This is a genomic window from Sorangium sp. So ce295 (assembly GCF_051527405.1).
GTDB classification, from domain to species: domain Bacteria; phylum Myxococcota_A; class Polyangia; order Polyangiales; family Polyangiaceae; genus Sorangium; species Sorangium cellulosum_B.
In genome coordinates this window covers 4,971,505-4,994,383 of record NZ_CP150324.1, presented here as the reverse complement: position 1 = coordinate 4,994,383, position 22,879 = coordinate 4,971,505, and the positions used below count along the sequence as shown (strand labels likewise).

The 22,879-nt window shown below is 71.5% G+C and carries 15 protein-coding genes; 6 read left to right on the top strand and 9 right to left on the bottom strand.

Annotation, left to right across the window (positions count from 1 at the left end; all coding sequences use genetic code 11):
• Nucleotide 1: 1 nt before the first annotated feature.
• Nucleotides 2-658: a TetR/AcrR family transcriptional regulator gene (locus tag WMF11_RS18865; protein WP_437978443.1), complete on the bottom strand. Its 657-nt coding sequence runs from the start codon at nucleotides 656-658 to the stop codon at nucleotides 2-4.
• A gap of 63 nt (nucleotides 659-721) precedes the next feature.
• On the opposite strand from WMF11_RS18865, the gene WMF11_RS18860 reads away from it, so the two are divergent.
• On the top strand, nucleotides 722-1,591 hold the full coding sequence (locus WMF11_RS18860; protein WP_437909761.1) for a sterol desaturase family protein: 870 nt from the start codon (nucleotides 722-724) through the stop codon (nucleotides 1,589-1,591).
• Nucleotides 1,592-1,608: 17 nt separating this feature from the next.
• Here WMF11_RS18860 and WMF11_RS18855 read toward each other — a convergent pair whose 3' ends face one another.
• The 3 genes from WMF11_RS18855 to WMF11_RS18845 form a co-directional block, all read right to left on the bottom strand.
• Nucleotides 1,609-3,858, bottom strand: coding sequence for a copper-transporting P-type ATPase (locus tag WMF11_RS18855; protein WP_437978442.1), 2,250 nt, complete (start codon nucleotides 3,856-3,858; stop codon nucleotides 1,609-1,611).
• Between the two features lie 206 nt (nucleotides 3,859-4,064).
• Nucleotides 4,065-5,480 (bottom strand): sigma-54-dependent transcriptional regulator, encoded by a 1,416-nt coding sequence (locus tag WMF11_RS18850; RefSeq protein ID WP_437909759.1) that lies wholly within the window; start codon nucleotides 5,478-5,480, stop codon nucleotides 4,065-4,067.
• Nucleotides 5,477-6,973, bottom strand: coding sequence for a sensor histidine kinase (locus WMF11_RS18845; RefSeq protein WP_437978441.1), 1,497 nt, complete (start codon nucleotides 6,971-6,973; stop codon nucleotides 5,477-5,479). The genes WMF11_RS18850 and WMF11_RS18845 overlap by 4 nt, the downstream gene beginning before the upstream one ends.
• A gap of 485 nt (nucleotides 6,974-7,458) precedes the next feature.
• Here WMF11_RS18845 and WMF11_RS18840 point away from each other — a divergent pair, with 485 nt between their 5' ends.
• The 5 genes from WMF11_RS18840 to WMF11_RS18820 are packed head-to-tail and all read left to right on the top strand — an operon-like array spanning nucleotide 7,459 to nucleotide 14,482.
• Nucleotides 7,459-8,157, top strand: coding sequence for a hypothetical protein (locus WMF11_RS18840; RefSeq protein ID WP_437978440.1), 699 nt, complete (start codon nucleotides 7,459-7,461; stop codon nucleotides 8,155-8,157).
• Nucleotide 8,158: 1 nt separating this feature from the next.
• Nucleotides 8,159-9,463 carry a TolC family protein gene (locus WMF11_RS18835; protein ID WP_437978439.1) on the top strand — a complete coding sequence of 435 codons (1,305 nt, stop codon included), beginning with the start codon at nucleotides 8,159-8,161 and terminating at the stop codon, nucleotides 9,461-9,463.
• Nucleotides 9,460-10,110, top strand: coding sequence for a hypothetical protein (locus WMF11_RS18830; protein WP_437978438.1), 651 nt, complete (start codon nucleotides 9,460-9,462; stop codon nucleotides 10,108-10,110). The genes WMF11_RS18835 and WMF11_RS18830 overlap by 4 nt, the downstream gene beginning before the upstream one ends.
• Nucleotides 10,107-11,285: an efflux RND transporter periplasmic adaptor subunit gene (locus WMF11_RS18825; RefSeq protein WP_437978437.1), complete on the top strand. Its 1,179-nt coding sequence runs from the start codon at nucleotides 10,107-10,109 to the stop codon at nucleotides 11,283-11,285. Before WMF11_RS18830 ends, WMF11_RS18825 begins: the two co-directional genes overlap by 4 nt.
• Nucleotides 11,286-11,293: 8 nt before the next feature.
• Nucleotides 11,294-14,482 (top strand): efflux RND transporter permease subunit, encoded by a 3,189-nt coding sequence (locus tag WMF11_RS18820; protein ID WP_437978436.1) that lies wholly within the window; start codon nucleotides 11,294-11,296, stop codon nucleotides 14,480-14,482.
• 181 nt (nucleotides 14,483-14,663) lie between these two features.
• Here the strand turns inward: WMF11_RS18820 and WMF11_RS18815 are convergent, their stop codons facing one another.
• From WMF11_RS18815 to WMF11_RS18795, 5 genes are all read right to left on the bottom strand, one after another.
• Nucleotides 14,664-18,587: a protein kinase domain-containing protein gene (locus WMF11_RS18815; protein WP_437978435.1), complete on the bottom strand. Its 3,924-nt coding sequence runs from the start codon at nucleotides 18,585-18,587 to the stop codon at nucleotides 14,664-14,666.
• Between the two features lie 354 nt (nucleotides 18,588-18,941).
• Nucleotides 18,942-19,889: an STAS domain-containing protein gene (locus tag WMF11_RS18810; RefSeq protein ID WP_437978434.1), complete on the bottom strand. Its 948-nt coding sequence runs from the start codon at nucleotides 19,887-19,889 to the stop codon at nucleotides 18,942-18,944.
• A 61-nt stretch (nucleotides 19,890-19,950) separates the two neighbouring features.
• The gene (locus tag WMF11_RS18805; protein ID WP_437978433.1) at nucleotides 19,951-20,523 is read right to left on the bottom strand and encodes a hypothetical protein; all 573 of its coding nucleotides are present in this window, start codon (nucleotides 20,521-20,523) and stop codon (nucleotides 19,951-19,953) included.
• A gap of 2 nt (nucleotides 20,524-20,525) precedes the next feature.
• Nucleotides 20,526-21,875 (bottom strand): hypothetical protein, encoded by a 1,350-nt coding sequence (locus tag WMF11_RS18800; protein WP_437979321.1) that lies wholly within the window; start codon nucleotides 21,873-21,875, stop codon nucleotides 20,526-20,528.
• 5 nt (nucleotides 21,876-21,880) lie between these two features.
• Nucleotides 21,881-22,795 carry a hypothetical protein gene (locus WMF11_RS18795; RefSeq protein ID WP_437978432.1) on the bottom strand — a complete coding sequence of 305 codons (915 nt, stop codon included), beginning with the start codon at nucleotides 22,793-22,795 and terminating at the stop codon, nucleotides 21,881-21,883.
• Nucleotides 22,796-22,879: the final 84 nt, after the last annotated feature.

Sequence of the window (22,879 nt, the reverse complement as noted above, 5' to 3'; positions counted from 1 at the left end):
CTCACTCCTTCCGCGTCCGTCCGCTCGCCGCGGCCCGCTCGTCCGCGAGGACCCGCTGCAGCAGCGCCATGCTCTCCTCCGCCATCCGCTCCGGTGAGCACGGCATTCCCTTGTGGACCCAGCTCGTCATCAGCCGCACCAGCGCCGCCGCCGCCGCCTCGCAGCGGAGCATGAACAGGGCCCCCTCCTCCGGCGCCATCCGCGGAGCGTACAGACGGCAGATGCTGCCCTGCAGGATGTCCTCCAGGGAGCGCGTCAGCACCCGCTCGCTCTTCTCCGCGGACAGGAGCTTGCGCACCAGCTCGTGCATCTCGGCGAGGTGGCGGTAAAACGGCAGCAAGTCGAGCGGACGTCCCGCATCCCGCAGGAACAGCGCCCGCAGGTGCTCGTGTCCGAACAGCAGCAGCTGCTCCTTGTTCTCGTAGTGCGCGTAGAACGTGGACCGCCCGACGTTGGCCCGATCGATGATGTCCTGGATCGACACCTCGTCATAGCCCTTCTCCAGGATCAGCGCGACCAGGGCGTCCGAGAGCAGCTTCCGGGTCTTCTGCACGCGCCGATCCTGCACGCGCCGATCCGCGATCTTGCCGGCGGCCCGCGCCCTGTCGCCGCCCCTGTCCCTGTCCTCGTTTCCGGACTTTTTCGAGCTCTTGTTCATTAACGTTCAATCCGCGGTCCGTGTCGCTGGGTAGAAGAGGCGCCCGACCTCAGCATCCATCCCATGCGAGGAACGCTGATCTGGATGACGAGCCGCCTGCTGTACCCGCTGCTGCTGGCGGTGACCTTGTACATCATCTACGCCGCCGTGACGCAGGGCTGGGACCTGAGCCGCGCCCTGTGGGGCTACCTCCTCGGCCTGATCGTCTTTCTCATCACCGTCGAGCGCCTGCTGCCGCTGTCGCCGGACTGGGGCATGACCCGCCAGAGCTTCTGGCGCGACCTCAAGTACCTGCTGGCCTCCGGCGTCACCATCGCGGTGGTGCGGACCGGCTTTGGCACGCTGGCCCTGTGGCTCAGCGAGCGGCATCAGGGCCCGCTCGCCAGCGCCTCCGTGCCCCTCAGCGTGGGTGTCTTCCTTGTGGTCTTCGAGCTGCTGCAGTACTGGTTCCATCGCCTCAGCCACGAAGGCAACGGAGCCCTGGGGCGCTTCTTGTGGAAGATCCACCTGGCGCATCACCTTCCGGATCGCGTCTACGTGGTGATGCACGGCGTGTTTCACCCCCTCAACGCGCTCATCTCGGCGGTGCTGATCCAGTCGACCCTGCTGTTCTTGGGGCTGTCGCCGCAGGCCGTCTTCGCGGTGATGTTGCTCATCGATCTGCAGACGATGATCTCGCACTTCAACGTCGACATCCGCGCCGGATTCCTGAATTACGTGTTCATCGGCACCGAGCTGCACCGCTATCATCACAGCGCCGACATCGACGAGGCCCGGAACTTCGGGACCGTACTTCCGCTGTGGGATCTGGTCTTCGGGACGTTCGTGTACCGGCCGGACGCGGCCCCGCGCCGCCTGGGGGTCGACCCCTCCGCGGGCTATCCGCCGTCGCAGCAGTTCTGGAAGGTGCTGGCCCTGCCGTTCCGACGCTGACCTCTTCGCGCCTTCGATCAGAGGTCGACCCGGCGCAGCCGGAGGGCGTTGCCGATGACGGACACCGAGCTCAGGCTCATCGCTGCGCTGGCGAGCATCGGGCTGAGCAGCAGCCCGAGGACGGGATAGAGGACGCCCGCCGCGACCGGCACGCCGAGCGCGTTGTAGACGAACGCAAAGAACAGGTTCTGTCGGATGTTGCGCATCGTCGCCCGGCTCAGCTTCCGCGCGCGCAGCAGCCCGCGGAGGTCGCCGCGCACGAGCGTGATCCCGGCGCTCTCGATGGCGACGTCGGTCCCGGTGCCCATGGCGACGCCGACGTGCGCCTGCGCGAGCGCGGGCGCGTCGTTGATACCGTCGCCCGTCATCGCCACGATACGGCGTTCGGCCTGGAGGCGCTTCACGACCGCGGCCTTCTGATCGGGCAACACCTCGGCCTCGACGTGCTCGATGCCGAGCTTCCGGGCGACCGCCTCCGCCGTCGTGCGGCTGTCGCCGGTGAGCATGATCAGGTGGATGCCCTCCTCGCGGAGGAGACGGACGGCCTCGCCGGTCGAGGCGCGCACCGGGTCGGCCACGCCGACGATGCCGGCCGCCTTGCCGTCCACCGCCACGAGCATCGCCGTCTGGCCTTCTTGACGGCGCTCCTCGGCTCGGCGCGGGAGATCATCCGGCGGGATACCGAGCTCCTCGAAGAGCTTGAGGTTGCCGAGCGCGACCGAGCGCCCGGCCACCGTGCCCACCACGCCCTTGCCCGTGATCGACCGGAACCCTTCTGCCGGCAGGAGCTCGAGCTCCTGCTCGAGGGCCCCGGCGACGATCGCGCTCGCGAGCGGGTGCTCGCTCCCGCGCTCCAGGCTCGCCGCGAGCCTGAGGATCTCGTTCGTCGGGAGGTCGCCCAGCGTCGCCACGGAGGCGAGCTTCGGCTTGCCCTCGGTGAGGGTGCCAGTCTTGTCGACCACGAGGGTGTCGACCTTCTCGAAGGTCTCGAGCGCCTCGGCGTTCTTGATCAGGATACCGGCCGTCGCGCCGCGCCCCGTCCCGACCATGATCGAGATGGGCGTGGCGAGGCCGAGCGCGCACGGGCACGCGATGATGAGCACGGCCACCGCGTTGACGAGCGCGTGGGAGAGCCTGGGCTCCGGCCCGACGAGCAGCCAGACCACGAAGGTCAGCGCCGCGATCGCGATCACGGCGGGCACGAAGTACGCGGCGACGGCATCCGCGAGGCGCTGGATGGGGGCGCGGCTGCGCTGGGCCTCGCCCACCATCTGGACGATCCGGGCGAGCAGGGTGTCGCGCCCGACACGATCGGCCCGCATCACGAAGCCGCCCGTGCCGTTGACGGTGCCGCCGACCACGCGGGCGCCGGGCGTCTTCTCGACCGGGATGGGCTCGCCCGTGACCATCGACTCGTCGACCGCGCTGCTCCCCTCGAGGACCTCGCCGTCGACAGGCACCTTCTCCCCCGGCCGCACGCGCAGCCGGTCGCCTGGCTGCACGAGCTCGAGAGAGACGTCCTCTTCGCGGCCGCCCGCGCCGATGCGCCTGGCGGTCTTGGGGGCGAGGCCGAGGAGCGCCTTGAGCGCGCTGCTCGTCCGGCTGCGGGCGCGGAGCTCGAGGACCTGGCCGAGCAGCACGAGCGAGACGATGACGCTGGCCGCCTCGAAGTAGACCGGGACCGCTCCGCCGTGGCGGACCGAGTGGGGGAAGACGCCGGGCGCCAGCGTGGCCACGACGCTGTACGCGTAGGCGGTGCCCGTGCCGAGGGCGATCAGGGTGAACATGTTGAGGTGCCGAGTCCTGATCGAGGCCCAGCCGCGCTCGAAGAACGGAGCGCCGCACCAGAGCACCACGGGCGTGGCGAGGGCGAGCTCGATCCAGACGAGCCATCGGTCGAGGAGCAGCTGCACCGGCTGGCCCGGGATCATCTCGGACATCCCCAGCACGAGGACAACGAGGCTCGGCGGGACGCTGATCCAGAAGCGCCGGGACATGTCCGCCAGCTCCGGGCTCGGCGCGTCCTCGAGCGTCACCGTGCGCGGCTCGAGGGCCATCCCGCAGATCGGGCAGGAGCCCGGCTCCGTGCGGACGACCTCGGGGTGCATCGGGCAGACGTACTCGACGCGCGTCGCCTGAGCCGGATCGTGCGGCTCCAGGGCCATCCCGCGGACCGGATCCTTCGTCTGCGCTCGGTCCAGGTCGGCAGGAGCAGGGCGGCCGTGCTCGTGAGGGTGGCCGTGGTCGTGGTGATGCCCGTGGTTCATGTCGTCTCCCTCCCCCGCCGACGTTCGCGGTTCGGACTTCTTACATCCCGAGCACCCCGCGGGCGCCGCTCGTCGCTTCGCGCGGCCGCCCGGCGCTCCCGCAGCAGGCGGTGCCCAATGACGCCCGCGATGGCGGGCGAGCACGTCAATGGGTCTCCGGCGTTCGAGGCGCCGGCTCGCCCATGTTTTCGCGGTGAATGCCCCGCTCAGTTCTTCGAACCGTCCGTGCCCCGGCGCTCCTCGCGGAAGTCGTCGGCGGAGAGGCCGCAGCGGCGGAGGAGCCGGTAGAAGCTCTCCCGCTCGACGCCCGCGTGGGCCGCGGCCTTCAGCACGTCGCCGCGAAAGCGGCGCATCACGGCCTCCAGGTAGCGCCGGTTCATCTCCTCGCGCGACGCGTCGACCGCCTCCCGGTACGAGAGCTGAGCGAGGTCCACGTCGCTCGAGCTCGTGAGCCGGAGCGGGCTCGCCCCCTGCACCTCGGACGGCAGCGACTCGAGGCGGATCTCGCTCGTCGTCTCGATGACCAGCGCCCGCTCGACGGCGCTCTTGAGCTCCCGCACGTTGCCAGGCCACCGGTACATCTGGAGCGCGCTCATCGCCGCCGCCGAGAACCCGGTCGCGGACGAGCGCGACTGCGGCGCTCGCTCGGCGAGAAACCGCTGCGCCAGGTGCGGGATGTCCTCCGCGCGCTCGCGCAGCGGGGGCAGCTCGACGACGCAGACGTTGAGCCGGAACCACAGGTCCTCGCGGAGGGCGCCCGTCTTGACCATGGCCCGGAGGTCGCGGTGCGTTGCGCTGATGAGCCGCACATCCACCTTGCGCTCGCGCGACTCGCCGATGCGCCGCACCGCCCGCTCCTCGAGCACGCGCGTGAGCTTCGCCTGGACCGTCGGCCTGAGCTCGCCGATCTCGTCGAGGAACAGCGTGCTCCCGTGCGCCTCCTCGAAGAGCCCCGCTCGATCCGTGGCCGCGCCCGTGAACGAGCCGCGCGCGTGGCCGAAGAGCTCGCTCTCGATGAGCGAACGGGGGATGGCCGCGCAATTGACGGCGATGGGGCGGTGCGACGCGCGGGACGAGTGCTCATGGATGGCGCGCGCCACGAGCTCCTTCCCGGTGCCTGTCTCGCCGAGGATGAGCACTGTCGCGTCCGTCGGCGCCACGCGCTCGATGAGCTGGTAGAGCGCCCGCATCGCGGGCGAACGCCCCGTCATGCCCGCAAAGCCCTGTGCGTCCGGCGTCTCCTGCTCGCCCTTCAGCACCACGGCCTGCGCCATGGCCCGCTCGACCAGCGCGCGCAGCTCGTCCGGGTCGAACGGCTTCGTCACGTAATCATAGGCGCCCTCGCGCATGGCCTGGACCGCGGTCGGGACCGACGCATACGCGGTCATCAGGATGAAGGGCACTCCGGGCCAGCGCGCGCGCACTGCCCGGAGCACCTCCAGCCCGTCCCCGTCGTTCATGCGCAGATCGCAGACGACGGTTGTGACCGGCTCGGTTTCAAGGATCTGGAGCGCCGTTCGCACGCCCCGCGCCGTCAGGACCTTGGCGCTCTTGCCGAGCACCTTGGAGAGCAGCGCCAGCATGTTCGCCTTGTCGTCGACGACGAGCACTGTCGGCTTCATGCGCGCTCCTGGCTCTCCCTTGCTTCCTCGATGAGGACGCCCGGCAAGTCGATCACGAACTGGGACCCGCCTCCCGGCCTGGGCTCCGCCCGGATGGTCCCGCCGTGCGCGGTCACCAGACCATAGCAGACCGCGAGGCCGAGGCCGGTGCCGTCGCGGCGGGTCGTGAAGAACGGCTCGAAGAGCCGCTCGCGCGCCTCCTCGGGAACACCGGCTCCCCGGTCCAGGACCTCGATCCGGTAGCCATCGTCCTGCCGCCTTCCGCGCACGAGGATCTCATCACGTTCCGAGGGTCCAGAGGTCGCCTCGCGCGCGTTGGTCACGAGGTTGACGATGACCTGCCGGATGCGGAGCGGATCCACGTTGATGAAGGACGGCTCGGCGTCCACGAGCGGGCCTTCGTCGCGCCGCCCCGGCCCGCCGTCGCAGTGCGAGGCAGCGTCCCTGAGGAGCTCCTCGGCCTGCACAGGGCGCGGCGAGAGGATCGGAGAGCGCGCGTACGTGAGCAGCTCCTCCGCGATCCGCTGGCAGGCCGCCGCTTCCTCGTCGAGGATCGAGAGCTCCTCGCGGAGCTCGGGCTTCTCCGCCTCCTTCGCCATCGTCTTCACGTAGCCGCGGATCACGGCGATGGGGTTGTTGATCTCGTGCGCGACGCCCGCGGCGACGCGGCCGACCGCCGCCAGCCGCTCCGAGGCGACCAGCTCGGCTTCGGTGCGCGACAGCGCGTCCAGCATGCGGTTGAACGCGTCGGCGACCGCCACGAGCTCCACGGCCGCCACCGGCTCGACGCGGGCGCTGCGATCTCCAGCGGTGACGCGCCCGGCGACGCGCTCGAGCGAGGAGAGCGGGGTGGAGAAAGAGCGCCAGAGCCTGCGCCCGGCGATCAAGGCGAGCGCCGCGGCGAGCGCGCAGACGGCCGTCGCGAGGATCAAAGCGAACCGGATGAACTGCTCAGCCCGGCGCTCAGCGGCCACGGCGCGCTCGTCGAAGTGACGCGCCAGGCTGTCCGCATGTTGCGTCATCCGGTCGACGAGGGCGTTCGCGCGGTCGTGCGCGTGGTGGACCTCGTGCGAGTCCTGCCGATCGATGGCGGGGAGGATGGTTGTGGAGAAGAGCTGGCTGAGCTCGCGGCTCGCCTTCTCGATGTCGTCCAGCTTCGTGGCCGCCTCGGCGTCGAGGCCGGGCCGCAGCTCGGCGAGCTTCGCGCCGAGCTCGCTCACCCAGACGTCGTGGTGCGCGACGTGGGAGCGGTCGCGCAGGATGATCGTGTGGGCCTCGTGGATGTACTGCTCGCGCGCGGTGACGCTGAGGAGCGCAGCCCGGCGGGAGGCCACCTCGAGGTCGTGGGCCTCCAGGATCGCGCTGCGGGACGCGAGGCCCGTGAGCACGGTGGCGACGCCGCTCACGACGACCAGGGCGACGAGGAGGCTGATGACCAGGAGCAGCCGGCGGCGGAGTCGATACGGGCGCTGCGGAGCGGGAGGCGGAGCCATCGAGGGGCGCATCCTCGCAAGCGGCGTACCGGGACCGCAATCCAGCGCTGACGGGGCGCTGACCGGCGCGCTGAGCCGCCGATCAGGCCCGGCCGACGCGGTCCCCGCCCCGGCGGGGGAACGGTTTGTGACCGATGCGGTCACAGGATCGTGACCGTCGAGGTCACCGCGAGGACCGGACGCCGCGCAGAAGCCCTGGATCCCGGCGCGCGACCGCCTGGCGCGCTCGTTGCTCAGGCCTGTGCTCGCCAGGGCAACAACCTCGGCTCCAGGAAAGCACGATGCGCCAAATCCTTCTCTCTCTGCTCGTCTCGATCCCGCTTGTGGCCTGCTCCACGAAGGAGACAACTGGCCACCACCACGAAAGCGCCGCCTCGACACAAGCTCCCGCCGCGGCGCCGCCCCCCACGAATGCGCCCCAGGACCGCGCCGCGAGCACGCGCCCCCACGCGGATCACAACGCTCGTCACGGAGGCCTGGTCACCATGGAGGGCGACAACCACGTCGAGGTCGTGGTCGGGGCGGACGGCGCCATCGACCTCTACGTCAGCGACGCGATCCGGACGCCGATCCCGCCGAAGGACGTCTCCGGCACCATCACGATCGAGCCCAAGGGCAAGGGCGAGAAGCAGACCCTGACGCTCGCGCCGAACGAGGCGAAGGGCTCGCTCTCGGCCAAGGGCCCGGCGCCGGACAACGGGGATTACACCTGGGATCTGAAGGTCCGCGGCGCGCCGATGAAGATGACGCTCACGGTGCCAGCCAAAGGGACGGCGGCCTTCGCCGACGCGGCCGCCGACCACCACCCGGCGGGCGACCACGCCCACGGCTCGCCCCACGGCGGCGTCGTCCAGTCGCTCGCAGGGGGTCATGTCGAGGTGAAGCTCGAGAAGACCGGCGACATCACGGTCTGGATGCTGGATTCGGCCGAGAAGCCTCGCTCCGCGAAGGGCGTCACGGCGAGCCTCCGGCCCGTCGTCGCGGGGGCGAAGGAGACCCAGCTCGCTTACGACGAGAAGGCCGATGTGCTGCGGGGCAAGATCGACCCGCTCAAGCAGGATCACGTGGACGGGGTGCTCAGCATCACGCCGGCCGGAGGGACCGCGACCTCGCTCCGGTTCGCGTTCCATCTCGAAGGCCACGCGGGGCACGACCACGCAGGGCACGACCACGCGGGGCACTGAGATGACGACCCGGCGGCCGCACCGGACCCGATACGCGATGTTCGCGGCCCTCGCTGCAACGCTGACGCTCGTGCCCGCGCCGGGCGCCCGCGGCGAGACGCTGACGTGGGCCCAGGTGAAGGCACGCGCCGCCGCGCGGTCCCCCGCGACCGTGGAGGCGAGCCAGGGGGCGCGCGCTGCACGCGCGGAAGTGGCCGGCGCGGGGCGCTGGCCCCGCACGAACCCCGTGCTCACGGGGGGCGTCGATCTCGGCGCCCCGTTCGGACACCCGGAGGACCGGACCTTCTCGGTGGGCATCGAGCAAGAGCTCGATGTTGTCGGGGTCGCGGCCACAGCGGCGCGCGCCGGCCAGCAGAAGGTCGCCGTCGCGGAGCTGGAGGGGGCGGTGCTGAAGCTCGAAGGGCTCGCCGAGGCGGCCGAGGCGTTCATCGAGCTCGATCGAGCGCAGCGCGTGCTCGCCGTCTGGACCGAGCTCGACCGGGTCTTCGAGCGCATCGCCGCTGGCACCGCGGCGGCCTCCCGCGCCGGTGAGCGGTCGGATCTCGACGCGATCCTGGCCAGCGCCGAGAGCGCCGGCGCGACGACCGAGCTCGCCGGCGCGAAGGCCGAGCTCGCGCGCGCGCAGGCGCGGCTCGGGGTGCTCATCGCCGCCGCGGAGCCCTCGTCCCTCCGCGTCGCGGAGGCGCCGGTCCGGCCGCCAGACGCCCGCGGCCGCGACGTGCTCGTCGCCGCCGCGCTCCGCCGCCGGCCCGAGGTTGGGCTCTGGCGGGCCCGGATGGGAGAGGCCGAGGCACGGCGCGCGTTCGCCGCACGCGCCGCGCTCCCGGAGCCCACGCTGGGCCTCGGGGTCGAGGTGGGGCGGGAAGAGCGCGATGCCGCCCTGGCCGGCCCGGACGGGGCGACCGGCGTCCGGCACGAGCGCACGCAGCTTCAGATCACGCTGTCCGTGCCGCTGCCGTTCTTCGACCGGAACCAGGCCGAGCGAGCCCGCGCGCTCGCCGACGCGAGCTCCGCCAGCGAGCAGGGCGCGATCGCCGCCCGGCAGATCAGCGCAGCGGTCACACGCGCGAGGTCCGCGGTCGACGCGAGCTGGGCGGCCCTCGCGCGGTGGCAGGCCATCGCTCCCCGGCTCGACGAGGCGCAGGCGATGGTCGAGAAGGGCTACGCCGCAGGGCAGATCGATCTGTTCGACACCCTCACCCGCGCCGAGCGCGTCGCCCGCGCGCGCGTCCAGATCCTCGAGGCGCGCGCCGCCTACCTGAAAGCCCGCGCGGAGCTGTCCAGCGCGCTCGGAGAAGAACCATGATGCACAAGAAGCACCTCGCGTGTGCCGTGGCGCTCGCCATCGCCATCTACGCGTCGGCCCCGCGTGCCTCCGCGCACGGCGGCGAGGATCACGCTGCGCCCGCCGCGCCGACCGCCGCGAGCACCGGGACAGAGCACGTCGTGTCCGGGGAAACGGCGGTGTTCTCGGTCGTCATCAAGTACCCGGCCAAGAAGGCAGAAGGGCCGTTGCCCGCGCGCCTCTACGTCGCTCGGGCCGACTCCAGCGCGCCGGCCTCCGGCGCGCATGTCCGCCTCGAGCTGAAGGGCGGGCTGACGTTCGCCGCGGACGCGGGGAAAATGGCGGCCGCCGGCGTTTATGAGGTCGCGCTCCCCGCTGCCCCGGAAGGCGCAACGGCCAACGGGGTCGTGTCGGTCGAGGCCGGGGACGCCTTCGACCTCGTGCTCGTCGGGGACCTGCGCTTCGGCGCCATCGCGCCCGCCGCCGCGCCGACCGGGATGACGCCGGGCCGGGAGGTGCCCCTCGGCGGTCTGGCGGCGGCCGCGGGAGCGCTGGCCGTGCTCAGCGGCGGGATCGGGTATGCGCTCGGGCGTCGCTCGACGCGGAAGCCGCCTGCCGCTACCCGTCGCCCCGAGGATCCCTCCGCGCTCCCGCAGGGGGCCTCGTGAGCCGCGCCCGATCCCTGTCCATCACCGCCGCGCTCGCCATCGCCTCGGCCCTCGCGGTCACGGGCCTCGGGGAGCGCGCCGACGCGCACGGCGGCGAGGACCACAGCGTGCCCGCAAAGCCCGCAACCAGCGCCGCGGCGGACCCGAACGTGGCCCGGGTGCCGATCGAGACCCAGTTCCTGCTCGGGCTGCGCACCGGGCGCGCGAAGCGCGGCGCGCTGGCCACGAGCCTCGGGCAGATCGGCACCGTGGTCGCGCGCCCCGCGGGCGAGCTGGCCGTCGTGGCCCCGACGTCCGGACGGCTCTTCCCGCCCGAGGGCGGGTTCCTCCGGCTCGGCGACGACGTGAAGAAGGGGCAGCTCCTCGCGACGCTCCGGCCGAGCCTGGGCGGCGCGGAGAGCGCGCAGCTCGGGCTGTCGCGCAGCGACGCCGCGTCCCGGGTCGCCGCCGCCGAGGCGCGGCTCGGCCTGGCCGAACGCGAGCTCGCACGACGCCGCGAGCTCAAGGGGATCGTCGCCGAGAAGGACATCCAGGCCGCCGAGGCCGACGTGGAAATCGCCAGGGCCGAGGTCGCGCGCGCCCGGGCGGACGTCGGGGTGCTCGCGGGCGGTGCGGGCGCGCAGCGGCTCAGCGCGACGATCGACGGCACGGTGGTCTCCGGCCGCGTGAGCCCGGGCGCCCAGGTCGCGGAGGGGACCGAGCTCTGGCGCGTCGTCGATCTCGCGACGCTCTGGGTCGACGTGCGCATCCCGGAGGCGGACGCGGCGCGCCTCGCGGGCGATCGAGCGGAGGTGACGCTCGTCACGGATCCAGCAGCGCGCTTCGAGGCCAGACGCCTCGCCGTCGCGTCGCTGGTCGACCCTGCGACCCGCACCGTCCAGGCGCTCTTCGAGTTCGACAACAAGGACCGGCGCGCGCGCGTCGGCGCGCTCGTCAACATCGGCATGGCGGGGAGCGCGCCCGTCGAGAGCGTCGTGGTCCCGGCATCGGCGCTGCTCGATCGCAGCGGCACGCCCACGGTCGTCGTGAAGACCGGCCCCGAGACGTTCGAGCTGCGCGCGGTCGCGATCGGGCCGAAGTCCGCCGGCGCGATCGGGATCACGGCGGGCGTGACAGCGGGAGAGCGCGTCGTCGTCGACGGCGCCATGGCCGTCCTCCTCGCCGCCGGGGGCTAGCAGAAACGATGTTCGACACCCTGATCCGCTTCTCCCTCAGGAACCGCCTCTTCGTCATCGCCGCGGCGGCGCTGGTGCTCGTCTACGGGACGTACTCGCTCCTGAAGCTCCCGATCGACGTCTTTCCCGATCTGAATCGGCCGACGGTCACCCTCATGACCGAGGCTCCCGGGCTGGCGCCCGAGGAGGTGGAGACGCTGGTCACGGTGCCGCTCGAGCGGGTGATGAACGGCGCGCCCGGGGTCGAGCGCGTGCGCTCCACCTCGGGCGTCGGCCTGAGCGTCGTGTACGTCGAGTTCGGCTGGTCCACGGACATCTACCGCGACCGACAGCTCGTCGCCGAGCGCCTCGCCACGGTGACGGAGCAGCTCCCGGAGGGCGTCACGCCGCAGATGGGGCCCGTCGCCTCGATCATGGGGGAGATCCTGCTGATCGGGGTGCAGGGCGATGGGGTCTCGCCCATGACCCTCCGGACCCAGGCCGACTGGGTGATCCGGCCACGGCTGCTCACGATCCCGGGGGTCGCGCAGGTGATCCCCATCGGCGGCGAGGTCCGCCAGATCCAGGTCACCGTCGACCCGGCCAGGCTCGCGGCCGCAGCGGTGTCGCTCGACGAGATCTCGCGCTCCCTGACCGGCGCGAACGCCAACACCACCGGCGGTTACGTCGACCGGCGAGGGCTGGAGTTCCTCGTGCGGACGCTCGGCCGCGCCCGGACCGAGGCGGACATCGCCGCGACCGTCATCGCCCTGCGGAACGGGACGCCGGTGACCCTGGCGCAGGTCGCCACGGTGCAAGAGGCCGCGCGCATCAAGCGCGGCGACGGGTCGATCGACGGCAAGCCCGCCGTGATCCTCTCGGTGCAGAAGCAGCCGGGCGCCGACACCGTCGCGCTCACCGGCAGCATCGACAAGGCCGTGGCCGAGCTGCAGAGGTCGATGCCCGCGGGCGTCACCATCAACCCGCGCCTCTTCCGGCAGGCGACCTTCATCCAGAGCGCGGTCCACAACGTGGTCGAGGCGCTGCGCGACGGCGCGATCCTGGTCACGATCGTCCTCTTCCTGTTTCTGCTCAACTTCCGGACGACCGCGATCACGCTGACCGCCATCCCGCTCTCGTTCATCGCGAGCGCGCTCGTGTTCCGGGCCTTCGACCTGTCGGTCAACACGATGACGCTCGGCGGTCTCGCGGTGGCGATCGGCGAGCTCGTCGACGACGCCATCGTGGACGTGGAGAACGTGTTCCGGCGCCTGCGCGAGAACAGGGCGCTCGCCTCGCCGCGGCCGGCGATCGACGTCATCCGCGACGCGTCGAGCGAGGTCCGGAGCTCCATCGTCTTCGCGACGATCCTGGTCGTCCTGGTCTTCGTCCCCCTGTTCGCCATGAGCGGCATCGAGGGGCGGCTCTTCGCTCCGCTCGGGGTCGCCTACATCGTGTCGATCCTTGCATCGCTGGTTGTATCCCTGACGGTCACTCCCGCGCTCTGCTCGTATCTCTTGCCGTCCATGAAGCGCATGAGCCACGAGGACGGCTGGCTGGTGCGCAAGCTCAAGGCCGCGGACCGGCGCGTGCTCGCGGCGTCGCTGCGGCACCCCGGGGCCGTGATGGTGGCTGCTGGCGCGCTGGTCCTCGCCGCCGCGGCGACGGTGCCGTTCCTGGGCGGCGAGTTCCTCCCGCCGTTCAACGAGGGGACGCTCACCGTGAACGTCATCGCCAGGCCGGGCACGTCGCTCGCCGAGTCGAGTCGCCTCGGCACGCTCGCCGAGCAGCTGATCCACGAGGTCCCCGAGGTCGTGTCGACCGGGCGGCGGACCGGCCGAGCCGAGCTGGACGAGCACGCGGAGGGGGTCCACTACACCGAAATCGATGTCGACCTCAGGGCGTCGGAGCGTGAGCGGGAGGCGATCCTCGGCGACATCCGCGACCAGCTCGACAAGATCCCCGGCGTCGCGATCAACGTGGGCCAGCCGATCTCGCACCGGCTCGACCACCTGCTCTCGGGCGTCCGTGCGCAGGTGGCCGTGAAGATCTTCGGCGAGGATCTCGGCGAGCTGCGGCGCCTCGGGAAGGCGGCGCGCGACGCGATGCAGGGCGTCGCCGGGGTGAAGGACCTGCAGATCGAGCAGCAGGTGCTCATCCCGCAGATCGCCATCAAGGTGAACCGGGAGCGCGCGGCGCAGCTCGGGGTCAACGCGGGTCAGCTCTCGGAGATGCTCGAGCTCGCCCTCGCGGGCGGCACCGTCACACAGCTCCTGGAGGGGCAGCGGACCATCGATGTGGTGCTGCGGTACCCGCCGGAGCTCCGCGAGGACATCGACGCCTTGCGGCGCACGCTCGTCGATACGCCCAGCGGCGCGAAGGTGCCGCTGTCCGACCTCGCCGACGTGACGGAGAGCATGGGGCCGAACCAGATCAGCCGCGACGACACGCAGCGGCGCATCGTGGTCTCGGCCAACGTGGCGGGGCGCGACCTGGAGCAAGTCGTGAGCACTATCCAGCGCGCCGTGGACGCCATCCCGAAGCCGCCGGGCTACTACGCGACGTACGGCGGGCAGTTCGAGAGCCAGCGCGCGGCGTCGCGGCTCATCGGCCTGCTCTCGATCGCGAGCCTCGCCGGGATGCTGGTGGTCCTCTACTCCCAGTTCCGCTCGTGGAGCGTGGCCCTCCAGATCCTCTTGAACATCCCGCTCGCGTTGGTGGGCTCGGTGCTCGCCGTCGTGCTCACCGGCGGGGTCCTGTCGGTCGCGACCCTCGTCGGGTTCATCACGCTCTGCGGCATCGCCTCGCGCAACGGCATCATGATGATCTCGCACTACATCCACCTCATGAAGGAAGAGGGCGAGTCGTTCGGTGAGGCGATGATCGTCCGCGGCTCGCTGGAACGCCTCGTACCGGTGCTGATGACCGCGCTCACCGCCGCCCTGGCGCTCGTGCCCATCGCGCTGTCCAAGGGTCAGCCGGGCAAGGAGATCCTGCAGCCCGTCGCGGTCGTGATCCTCGGCGGCCTGCTCTCGTCGACGCTGCTCGACATCGTCGTCACGCCGGCGGTGTTCCTGAAGTTCGGCCGCAGCTCCGCTGAGCGTCTGGCGCGCGCCCGGGACAGCGCGGGCGGCGCCCAGGACGACCTCACCGGTGCGGCGCAGCATGAATGCGGGAGCGTCGCCGTGGAGCGTGGGGTCTGCGCCGGAGCGCCTTGAACTGCTCGCGTGGTGCGGGGAGCTGCGCCGACGGCACGCCGTTCAAGCAGCCTTCTTGATCGGGCGGGACATGCGCTGCGACCCGTAACATCCATGAAGTGAGCGGGGCGCGCTCAGGCTTGAAGGATTGATTGCTCACTCGGCGGATCGCCCCGAGGGCTGTTTGAATCAGCCTCGGCGCCTACGCCGGTGGCCGGCCGTCCCCAGCGAACGTCGGGGCAGTGGCAGAGGCCCCGAGCCACGCCCGCGCGAGCTCCAAGATCTGCGCATTCTCGGAGACGTTCTGGAGGAAACCGTCGCGACGGCGGAGATCGTCGATCCGCGCTGCGGTCGCGAGGAGGCGGTCGCGCGCGTCCGCGATGGCGGCGCGCGCCGCCGGGTGGTCGCCTGTCGCCTCGAGCGCCCGCGCGTACACGAGGCGGGCGAGCTCCTCGCCCTCCTCGACCTTGCCGAGCGAGGCGAGCAGCGCCATCGCTTCACGCGCCTCGACGAGCGCCTCGGACGGCCTCCCGCGCGCGAGCATCACCTCGGCCCGCGTCGCCAGGGCCACGACCTGGAACGGCTTCGTCGTCTCGAGCAGCGCCACCGCACGCTGGGCCTCCTTTTCGGCCGCTTCGAGCTCCCCCGCGCTCCGCAAGAGCCACGCGAGGTAGGCGCGCGAGACCCCCTCGATGCTCCGCCAATCGCCTTTCACGGCGGCGGTGACAGCCTCCGACTCGACAGCGAGCCCCTCATCGACCGCGCCGAGGCGGCCTAGGGCGAAGCCGAGGTTGTGCCGGCCCGTGATGACCGCGCGCTCGAGCCCCATGCGCTCGGCGTCGGCGACCGCGCCGCGGAGGAGCGCCACCGCTTCGGCGTAGGCGCCGAGCCTGATCTCGGCCTCCGCGAGGTTGCCGCGGGCGACGCAGGCGTTGCGGACGTCGCCCGTCTGCTCGAAGCAGCGCAGCGAGGCCTCCGTCAGCGCTCGGCAGCGATCGAGGTGGCCGGCGAACTGCGCGCGCACGCTGAGCGCCCGGAAGATCGGCCCGCTCACGGCAGGGTCGCCCGAGAACCGCCCGGCGACGGCCTCGATCCGGGCGTGGAGCAGCTCGGCCCGATCGTAGATGCCCGCGAAGAACAACCGCACCACCACCCGCGTGGCGGCCATCACCGCCGGGCCGGTCGTCCCGTCATCGGACCAGGCAGCCGCGAGCTCATCGGCGAGCGCCACCAGCCGCTCATGATGTCCGAGCCTCCCCGCGGTCTGGCCCACGTCGCCCACGGCGACGTACCAGCGCGCGCTGCCCCTCGGCAGCGACTCCATCGCCACCTGCGCCCAGCGGAGCGCCTCGGCGATGTCTCCGCGCCAGTGATGCGCCTCGGTCCGAACGAGCGCCAGCTCCCCGCGCGCCTCGCCGCTCGCGCCGAGCGCGAGGGCGCGAGCGGTGTGGGAAAACACGGCCTCCAGGTCGTTTCCAGCGAGCGCCTGCGCCGCTGCGCGCCGGTAACCGTCGGCGGCGCGCGCGGGGTCGCCGCCCCGATCGAAGTGCTCGGCGATCACCGCAGCTGCCGGCTCCGACGCCTGCTCGAGCCACGCGCCGGCGAGCTTGTGCCCGAGCGTCCTGTCGCCTTCGGTCAACGTCGCATACGCCCCCTCGCGGAGGAGCGCGTGCCGGAACGCGAGCTCCTCCTCGCCCGAGAAGCGGCTCTCGCGGCGCCGCACCAGGATCTCACGTTCCACGAGGGGCTCGAGGTCGTGCGCGATCTCGCTCCGGCGCGCCTCTCCGCCCAGGAGCGCGGCGACGCTCCCCACCCAGAAGACCTCGCCGAAGATGCTCGCCGCGCGGAGGAGCCGCCGCGCCCCTTCGTCGAGCTCCCCGAGCCGCGACTCGACCATGGCCACCACCGTCTCTGGCATGTCGGAGCCCTTGCCCTCGGCCGTCCAGCGGATCAGCTCCTCCAGGTAAAAGGCATTTCCCTCCGACAAGCGCACGATGCGTGCAATGGTCTCGGCGGCCGCCCGCTCGCCCAGGACGTGCCGCGCGAGGCGCTCGCCGGCCCGCCGGCTCAGCTCCACGAGCCGTAGCTCGTGCAGCCGGCGGCTTTCCCAGAGCTTCGGAAAGACGTCGCGCACCTCGGGACGCGCCACGGCCAGGACGAAGAGCGGCCGCTCCTCCAGCGTGCGCAACGCCGCGTCGAGGAGCTGTACCGTCGGCCGATCTCCCCAGTGCAGATCCTCCAGCAGGACGAGCACCGGCGCCTTCGCGCAGGCCGCGCCAAGGAACTCGAGGAACGCCGCGCGCACCTGGTCCGCCATGAGCGGCGCGTCACGCCGCGCGGATCGCAGCGCGAGGCTGTCCTCGTCCGGGAAGGGTGCGCCCACGATCTCGCCCAGGAACTCCGCAACACGCCGCTGCTCGCCCGGCGCGCTCCACGCCGCCACCTGCGCCAGCAGCTTATCCCGCCGGATCTCCGGCGGCTCACCCTCGTGGATGCCGCACGCGCTCCGCAGCGCCTGGCCGAGCATCTCGAGGGGAGAGCCGGCGCGCAGCGTATCGCCGCGCGCGATCCAGATCGACACCGGCTCATCCCGCGCCCTGAGCTCCTGCAGAAGCTCGTGGGCCAGCCGCGACTTGCCCGTGCCCGGCGGCGCAACGACCAGCGCCGCCTGCGGGGTCGCCTCTTCCACGGTCTCGGTGAACAGGGCCCGCAGCATGCCGAGCTCGCGCTCACGCCCCACGCACGGCGTGGCCTTGCCCAGGAGCAGCCGTGTGCCCTCGGCGACCGCACGCTCTCCATGCAACACGAAGACGCCATCGTCCTCGCGCACATCGAAGCGCGCGTCGAGCAGCCCCGCGACCACCTCGTCGATCATCACCGCGCCCGCTGCCGCCGCAGCGTCGCGCGCCACGGTGCCAGAGAGCCGCGCCACTCGGTCGATGGCGGGCCCCAGCGACCGAGCCGAGCGGTCGCTGCGTCCGATGGTGAGGGCGACGCGCCGCCCGCCGGCCTGGGCGCGCAGCGAGAGCGCGCAGCGCGCCGCCTGCGCGGCGAGATCCGTCGCCAGGCTCCTGCCCGCGATCATCACGACCACCGACCCGTCAATCAGACGCTCGCTCGCGCCGCCATGCGCCTCGGCCTCGCGCAGGATGACCACATCGTCGGGGGTTAACGTGAGCGTGGAACTTCCATCGAATCGCGGAACCTCGACACCTGGCGGTGCGCTCACGAGGATCACCGCCACCGCGCGCTGCTCGCTGCTCGTCAATGACGGTGTTCCGATGGAGCGTGAAGGCAGCCTGACAGGCGGCTCCCCGAGCGCCCACAGCGCCTCCGCTGTTGCCCTGCCGTCGAGCGGTCGCTCCTCTCTCCCCTTGGACAGCATCCTTCGCAGCAGCGCGTCGAGCGCCTCGGGCACCTCCGGCCGCACGCTCCGCACGCTCGGGGTCTCCTCGAAGAGCACCTTCGTCAGGATTGCCGCCAGGTGCTGGCCGCCGAACGCAGGCTCGCCCGTCAGACATTCGAAGAGCACACACCCGAGCGAGAAGACGTCGGCGCGCGTATCGATGCTCGCCTCGCCCCGCGCCTGCTCGGGCGCCATGTACCCGGGCGTTCCGAGCAGCGTCCCTGCGCACGTCATCGTCGCCGCGTGCTCGAGCCGCGCGATACCGAAGTCGAGCACCTTCGCCTCCTCCAGGCGCTTCCCCGGCAAGAACAGGTTGCTCGGCTTCAGATCGCGGTGGATCACCTGCTGCGCGTGCGCATACGCGAGCACGTCCGCGACCCTCAGGGCGAGGGCGACGCTCTCGTCGATGCCGAGCGGACCACGCCCGAGCCGAGCGGAGAGATCCTCGCCATCGAGCCACTCCATGACGAGGTAAGGAGCCCCATCAGCGCTCGCGCCGTGCGCCAGGTACCGTACGATGTACGGATGCGAGAGACCCGCGAGGATCTGCGCCTCTCGCGCGAACCGAGCCGCGTCCTCGAGCGCGCCGCCGAGCAATACCTTGACCGCCACCGGCTCGCCTGTCTCCTGGTCGAGCGCCTTCCACACCTCCCCCATTCCGCCCACGCCGACACGGCGCTCCAGGCGGTAGCGCTCCGTGAAGGCCGTCGCTGGTTGCACGGGGCGAGTATCGGCGGGCCGGACCGGGGTGTAAAGGCCGGGTCGGCCGGCGGGCAGGCGTCTCGCCCTTCGACTCCTCGTAGACAGACCTTCTCGATGCGGTATCCCTCGATTTATACGAGCTTCCGCAGGTACTGAAGCTTGGGATCCGTCACGTCCTCGGCCGTCAGCGCCCAGCCCTCGTCCCGTGGGATCAGGTGGAGGACATCCGACTTCACGCTGGCGAAGCTCACGTGACCGAGGTTCTGGAGGAGTGGCCAAACACGTCGCGGCGCCAAAGGCGGTCCTTGGAGCACCCCTCCTCGATGGCGTGCAGATTGGACAGCAGCGCCATCCATGCCCGAGGGCGGCCCCTCAGCGCCCGGCCGCCCGGCGTGCCCGCAGCGCGTGGTCGATGCCGCTCTCGAGGGTGCTGCGGACGACGACGCCGTGGAGGCTCTCCTCGATGGCGGCGATGACCCGGGCCATCTGCGGCTGGACGCCGGTGAGCACCACCTCGGCGCCGAGCAGGCGCACGGCCTTGGCGATCTGGACCAGCCCCTGGGCGACCTCTTGCCCGGCGCCGGTGACGCCGGTGACGTCGAGGATCGCCGTGCGGGCCCCGCGCTGGACCACGCCGTCGAGGAGGGTCTCGAGCACCTGGCGGGCGCGATCCCTGTCAAAGTCGCCGACGAGGGGCATGGCCAGCACGCCTTCGGCGATGGGGATGAGCGGCGTGGAGAGGGCGCGCAGCGCGGCCTCCCGCGTGCGCTGTATCTCCTCCTGCAGCCGCCGGTTCTCCTCCTCGGCCGCCTGCCGCTCGAGGAGCTCGAGCTGCTGCCGGGTCACGTCGCGGTGCGTCTCGATGACGTATCTTGCGCCGGCCTCGTCGGTGACGGGGAAGAAGAGCGTGTCAATCCATAGCTTGATGTCGTGGGCGCCGGGCAAGCCCACGCGGGAGACATCAACGAGCTTCGGCTCCAGCTCGACGATCTCGCCCTGCGCCGCGCGCAGGAACCCCGCCGCGAATCCCCCCTCGATGGCCTGCTCGTCGTGGAGGATGTTGTGCAGCTTGGTCTCCGGCGTCGGCGGCTCGACCCCCGTGGCCGCGTAATGTAGCCGGTTGGCGCCGATGGACGCGCCATCCGCGCGACGGACGACGATGCCGATGGGGAAGTGCTCGACTATCTGGCGATAGGGGAGACGAAACGAGAGATCCGGGTCGTCGCTCCCGCGCTCCCTCTCGAGCTCGGCGACGCGCTGCCTGAGGCGGTCGTTCTCGCTCCGGAGCGCCGCGATCGTGTCCAGCTCGGTTTCCTCCATCACGCATCGACCTCGCTCGACCCACCAGACAACGACGGGCGACTCGCCGGGTTACACGGTGTTACACGATCTTCCGCAGGTAGTGGAACTTGGGATCCGTCAGATCGTCGGCCGTCAGCGCCCAGCCCTCGTCCCGCGGGATCAGGTAGATGACATCCGACTTCACGCTGGCGAAGCTCACGTGACCCAGGTTCTGGAGGATGTGGCCAAACACGTCGCGCCGCCACAGGCGGTCCTTGGGGATGTCGCAGACCGTGCGGAGCATCCGATCCGTGGGTGAGCCCTGGATCAGCAGGAACGCCATCGTGAAGGTCAGGTAGCGGGGCTGGCCGCGGTACGGGTCCGGCGTCCCCGACGGCCCCTTGCGCGCGCCCTCCTCCGTGATCATGCCGCGGGACCACATGCCGTAATCGTTGAGCGCCCGGGAGTCGTCATCGAAGTAGTCCCAGCACCCCTTCTCGAGGGCGTGCAGGTTGGACAGCAGCGCCAGCTGCGCGCGGCGGTACTGGTACCACTTGTATTGCAGGCTCATCTTCTCGAACTGGACCTGGACGGCATCGTGCAGCGCGCGCTGCAGCGTGCTCCCGGGGTCCATGCGCGCGCACACCTCCATCGCGAAGATCGAGTGCTCCACCGTCAGCCTCCGTATCCGCCCGAAGCCCGGTTCCACGAGCCGCTCCGGCTGAGGGCCGCGCCGAGGATCACGCCGGTGCCGAGCGCCACGACGACTGGCACCGTCCCGAAGCCGTCCGGGCTCGGCGACACCCCGCTCGACGCGGTGCCGCTCGAGAACGCCGTCGCGCGCTGCGCCGGCACGTACGATTTGCCCGGCCTCGGCGCGCTCGGCTCGACCGGCGCCGGGCGAGGGGGCGGCCCCCAAGGATAGTCGTTCCAGAACCAGCCGTGCGACGCGGCGCGGCCGCCATAGTAGTAAGGAGGCCAGTCCTCCGTCTCGTTCGCGGGCTTCGGCTCCGCCGGGTCGGCGGCAAAGACGTTCGCGGCCATCAACCCGACATCGAGCCGCCGCGACCGGAACGCAACGAGGTCGTCGTTGAGGTCGTCCGACTCGGTCGTGTCCCTCTCCGTGGGCACCACGACCAGCACATGGCGAACCCCTCGGTCCCAGAGCGCATCGGCGGACGGCAGCCTCGCGACATGCCGGTTGTCGAACTGCGTGGCGTCGTCCGAATAGGGCGAGAGCCGCTGCCGATCGAGGACGAACATCGTCGCGCGGGGGCCGGGAACCGAGCGGGCGAAGAGCGGCTGGTAGTACGCCGCCGCGGCGAGCGTCAGGTGCGCCTTGACGACGCCCCGCGGGTGCGGCCAGTTGTCGAACGTGAACACCGCGTCGAACGCCTCCGCCGCGCCGGCGGCAAAGGCCACCGACTCGGGGCCGTCGAGATCCACGATGACCGCGATGTCGCGGCGAAGGCCGCTGTCCGTCCGGGCGGCGAGGAGGAGCGACGCGAGCGCCTTACCGCTCCGGTAGGCGCGGTCCATCGCCGGCGTGAAGATCGGCCGGAGCACGTCGCCGAGCGGCGTGATGGGCGCCGGATCCCCCTCGGCGACGAGCGTGGGCACGGCCGACGGCGACTCGAACAGCGCGGGCACGTAGTAGGCGCGCGCGCCCTCGTCCGCCGGCCTGAGGTCGGTGGACATCCTCCCGAGCGCGGCCCGATCGAACGGCTTCTTCGACTCGCCGTCGAACGTCACGCTCTCCTGCGCGGCGCCGAAGCTCCAGCCGAACGTCCGCTGCATGTCGAGCGCCCGCTTCCTCTGCACCGCGGTCTCATCGTCCGAGCACCCGTCCGCGGCCACGGCGATCGCGGCCGCCACGCCGACGAGCCCGACCGCGCCGAGCGCGGCCAGGATCGCGTTCCGCCGCGACGCGTCCTTCGGCGCGTCGGCCAGGCCCTTGTGCCACCAGCGCGCCCCGACGATCCCGGGCTTGTCGAGCACCTCGTCACGCTCGAACGGCTCGTCCATCTGGCTCACGCGGCGGCCTCCCCGACACCCTGCGGCGCGCGCTCGGCCTGCGCCGTTGGCGCGGGCGGCGCGACCCCGGCCGCCCTAGCGTGGTCGCGCCGGAGCGCCTCGATGAACTCCGGCGTGAAGGTGCCGTCGATGCGCACCGAGTACCTGAAGTACGGGTCCGCCTCGACGCCGTGGTAATCGTGATCGTTGAACCAGTACGCCCGGCCGGCGACCGCCGTCTTCCGCCGCGCCCGCTCGTCCCACAGGAACAGGCGCTTGTTGCCCGCGGGACAGAGCGTGATGAAGTGATCGGGCTCGCTGTCCGGCGCTCTCCCCTCCCCGTCGTGGTGCACCGTGCCGTGATCGTTGGCCTCGAGACCCATGATGTTGCAGCGCCCTATCGACGCGAACGGCAGGCGCTTCACGTAAGCGATCGTCCTCGGGAAGAACGACCTCGCCAGGCGGGTGAAGTCCTTGCCTTCACTCCGGCTCTTGTCGCCCCAATAGCGGTTCGGGATGAGCTCGACATAGACCTTCCAGGGGAAGTACACCCCATGACGGAACTTGAGCCACAGCATCTGCCGCCGGGAGAGCGGGAACTCGCGCTCCTCGCCGAACTCCAGCGCGGCGCGCGCGGAGCTCTCGATCGACGAGGGGTCGTCCGAGAGGCGCTGGAATGTGGCGAACTCGTCGTCGCCGAGGCCGCGGATCACCTCGCCGTAGTCGGCGAACGCCTCGCCGCTGCGCGACGGTGGCATGATGCCCATCGTGCGGTGGCTGCCGCCGGTGTAGTCGATCGGCACCTGCGTGAGCCCGAGGCAGATCTCCTCGTGGATCTCGCCGAGCGGGGCGAGGTCGAGGTACGGCTCGAGATCGATATAGGGTCGCGCGAAGATGCCCTGGATGCCGGAGTCACAAGGAGGTTCGACCATGGGTCCGCCGCCGGAGCCGGGGCGTCACAGCCCCGCAGGCCTACCCATATCACAAAGCCCGGGGCGCCCCGCAAACCCCGAAAC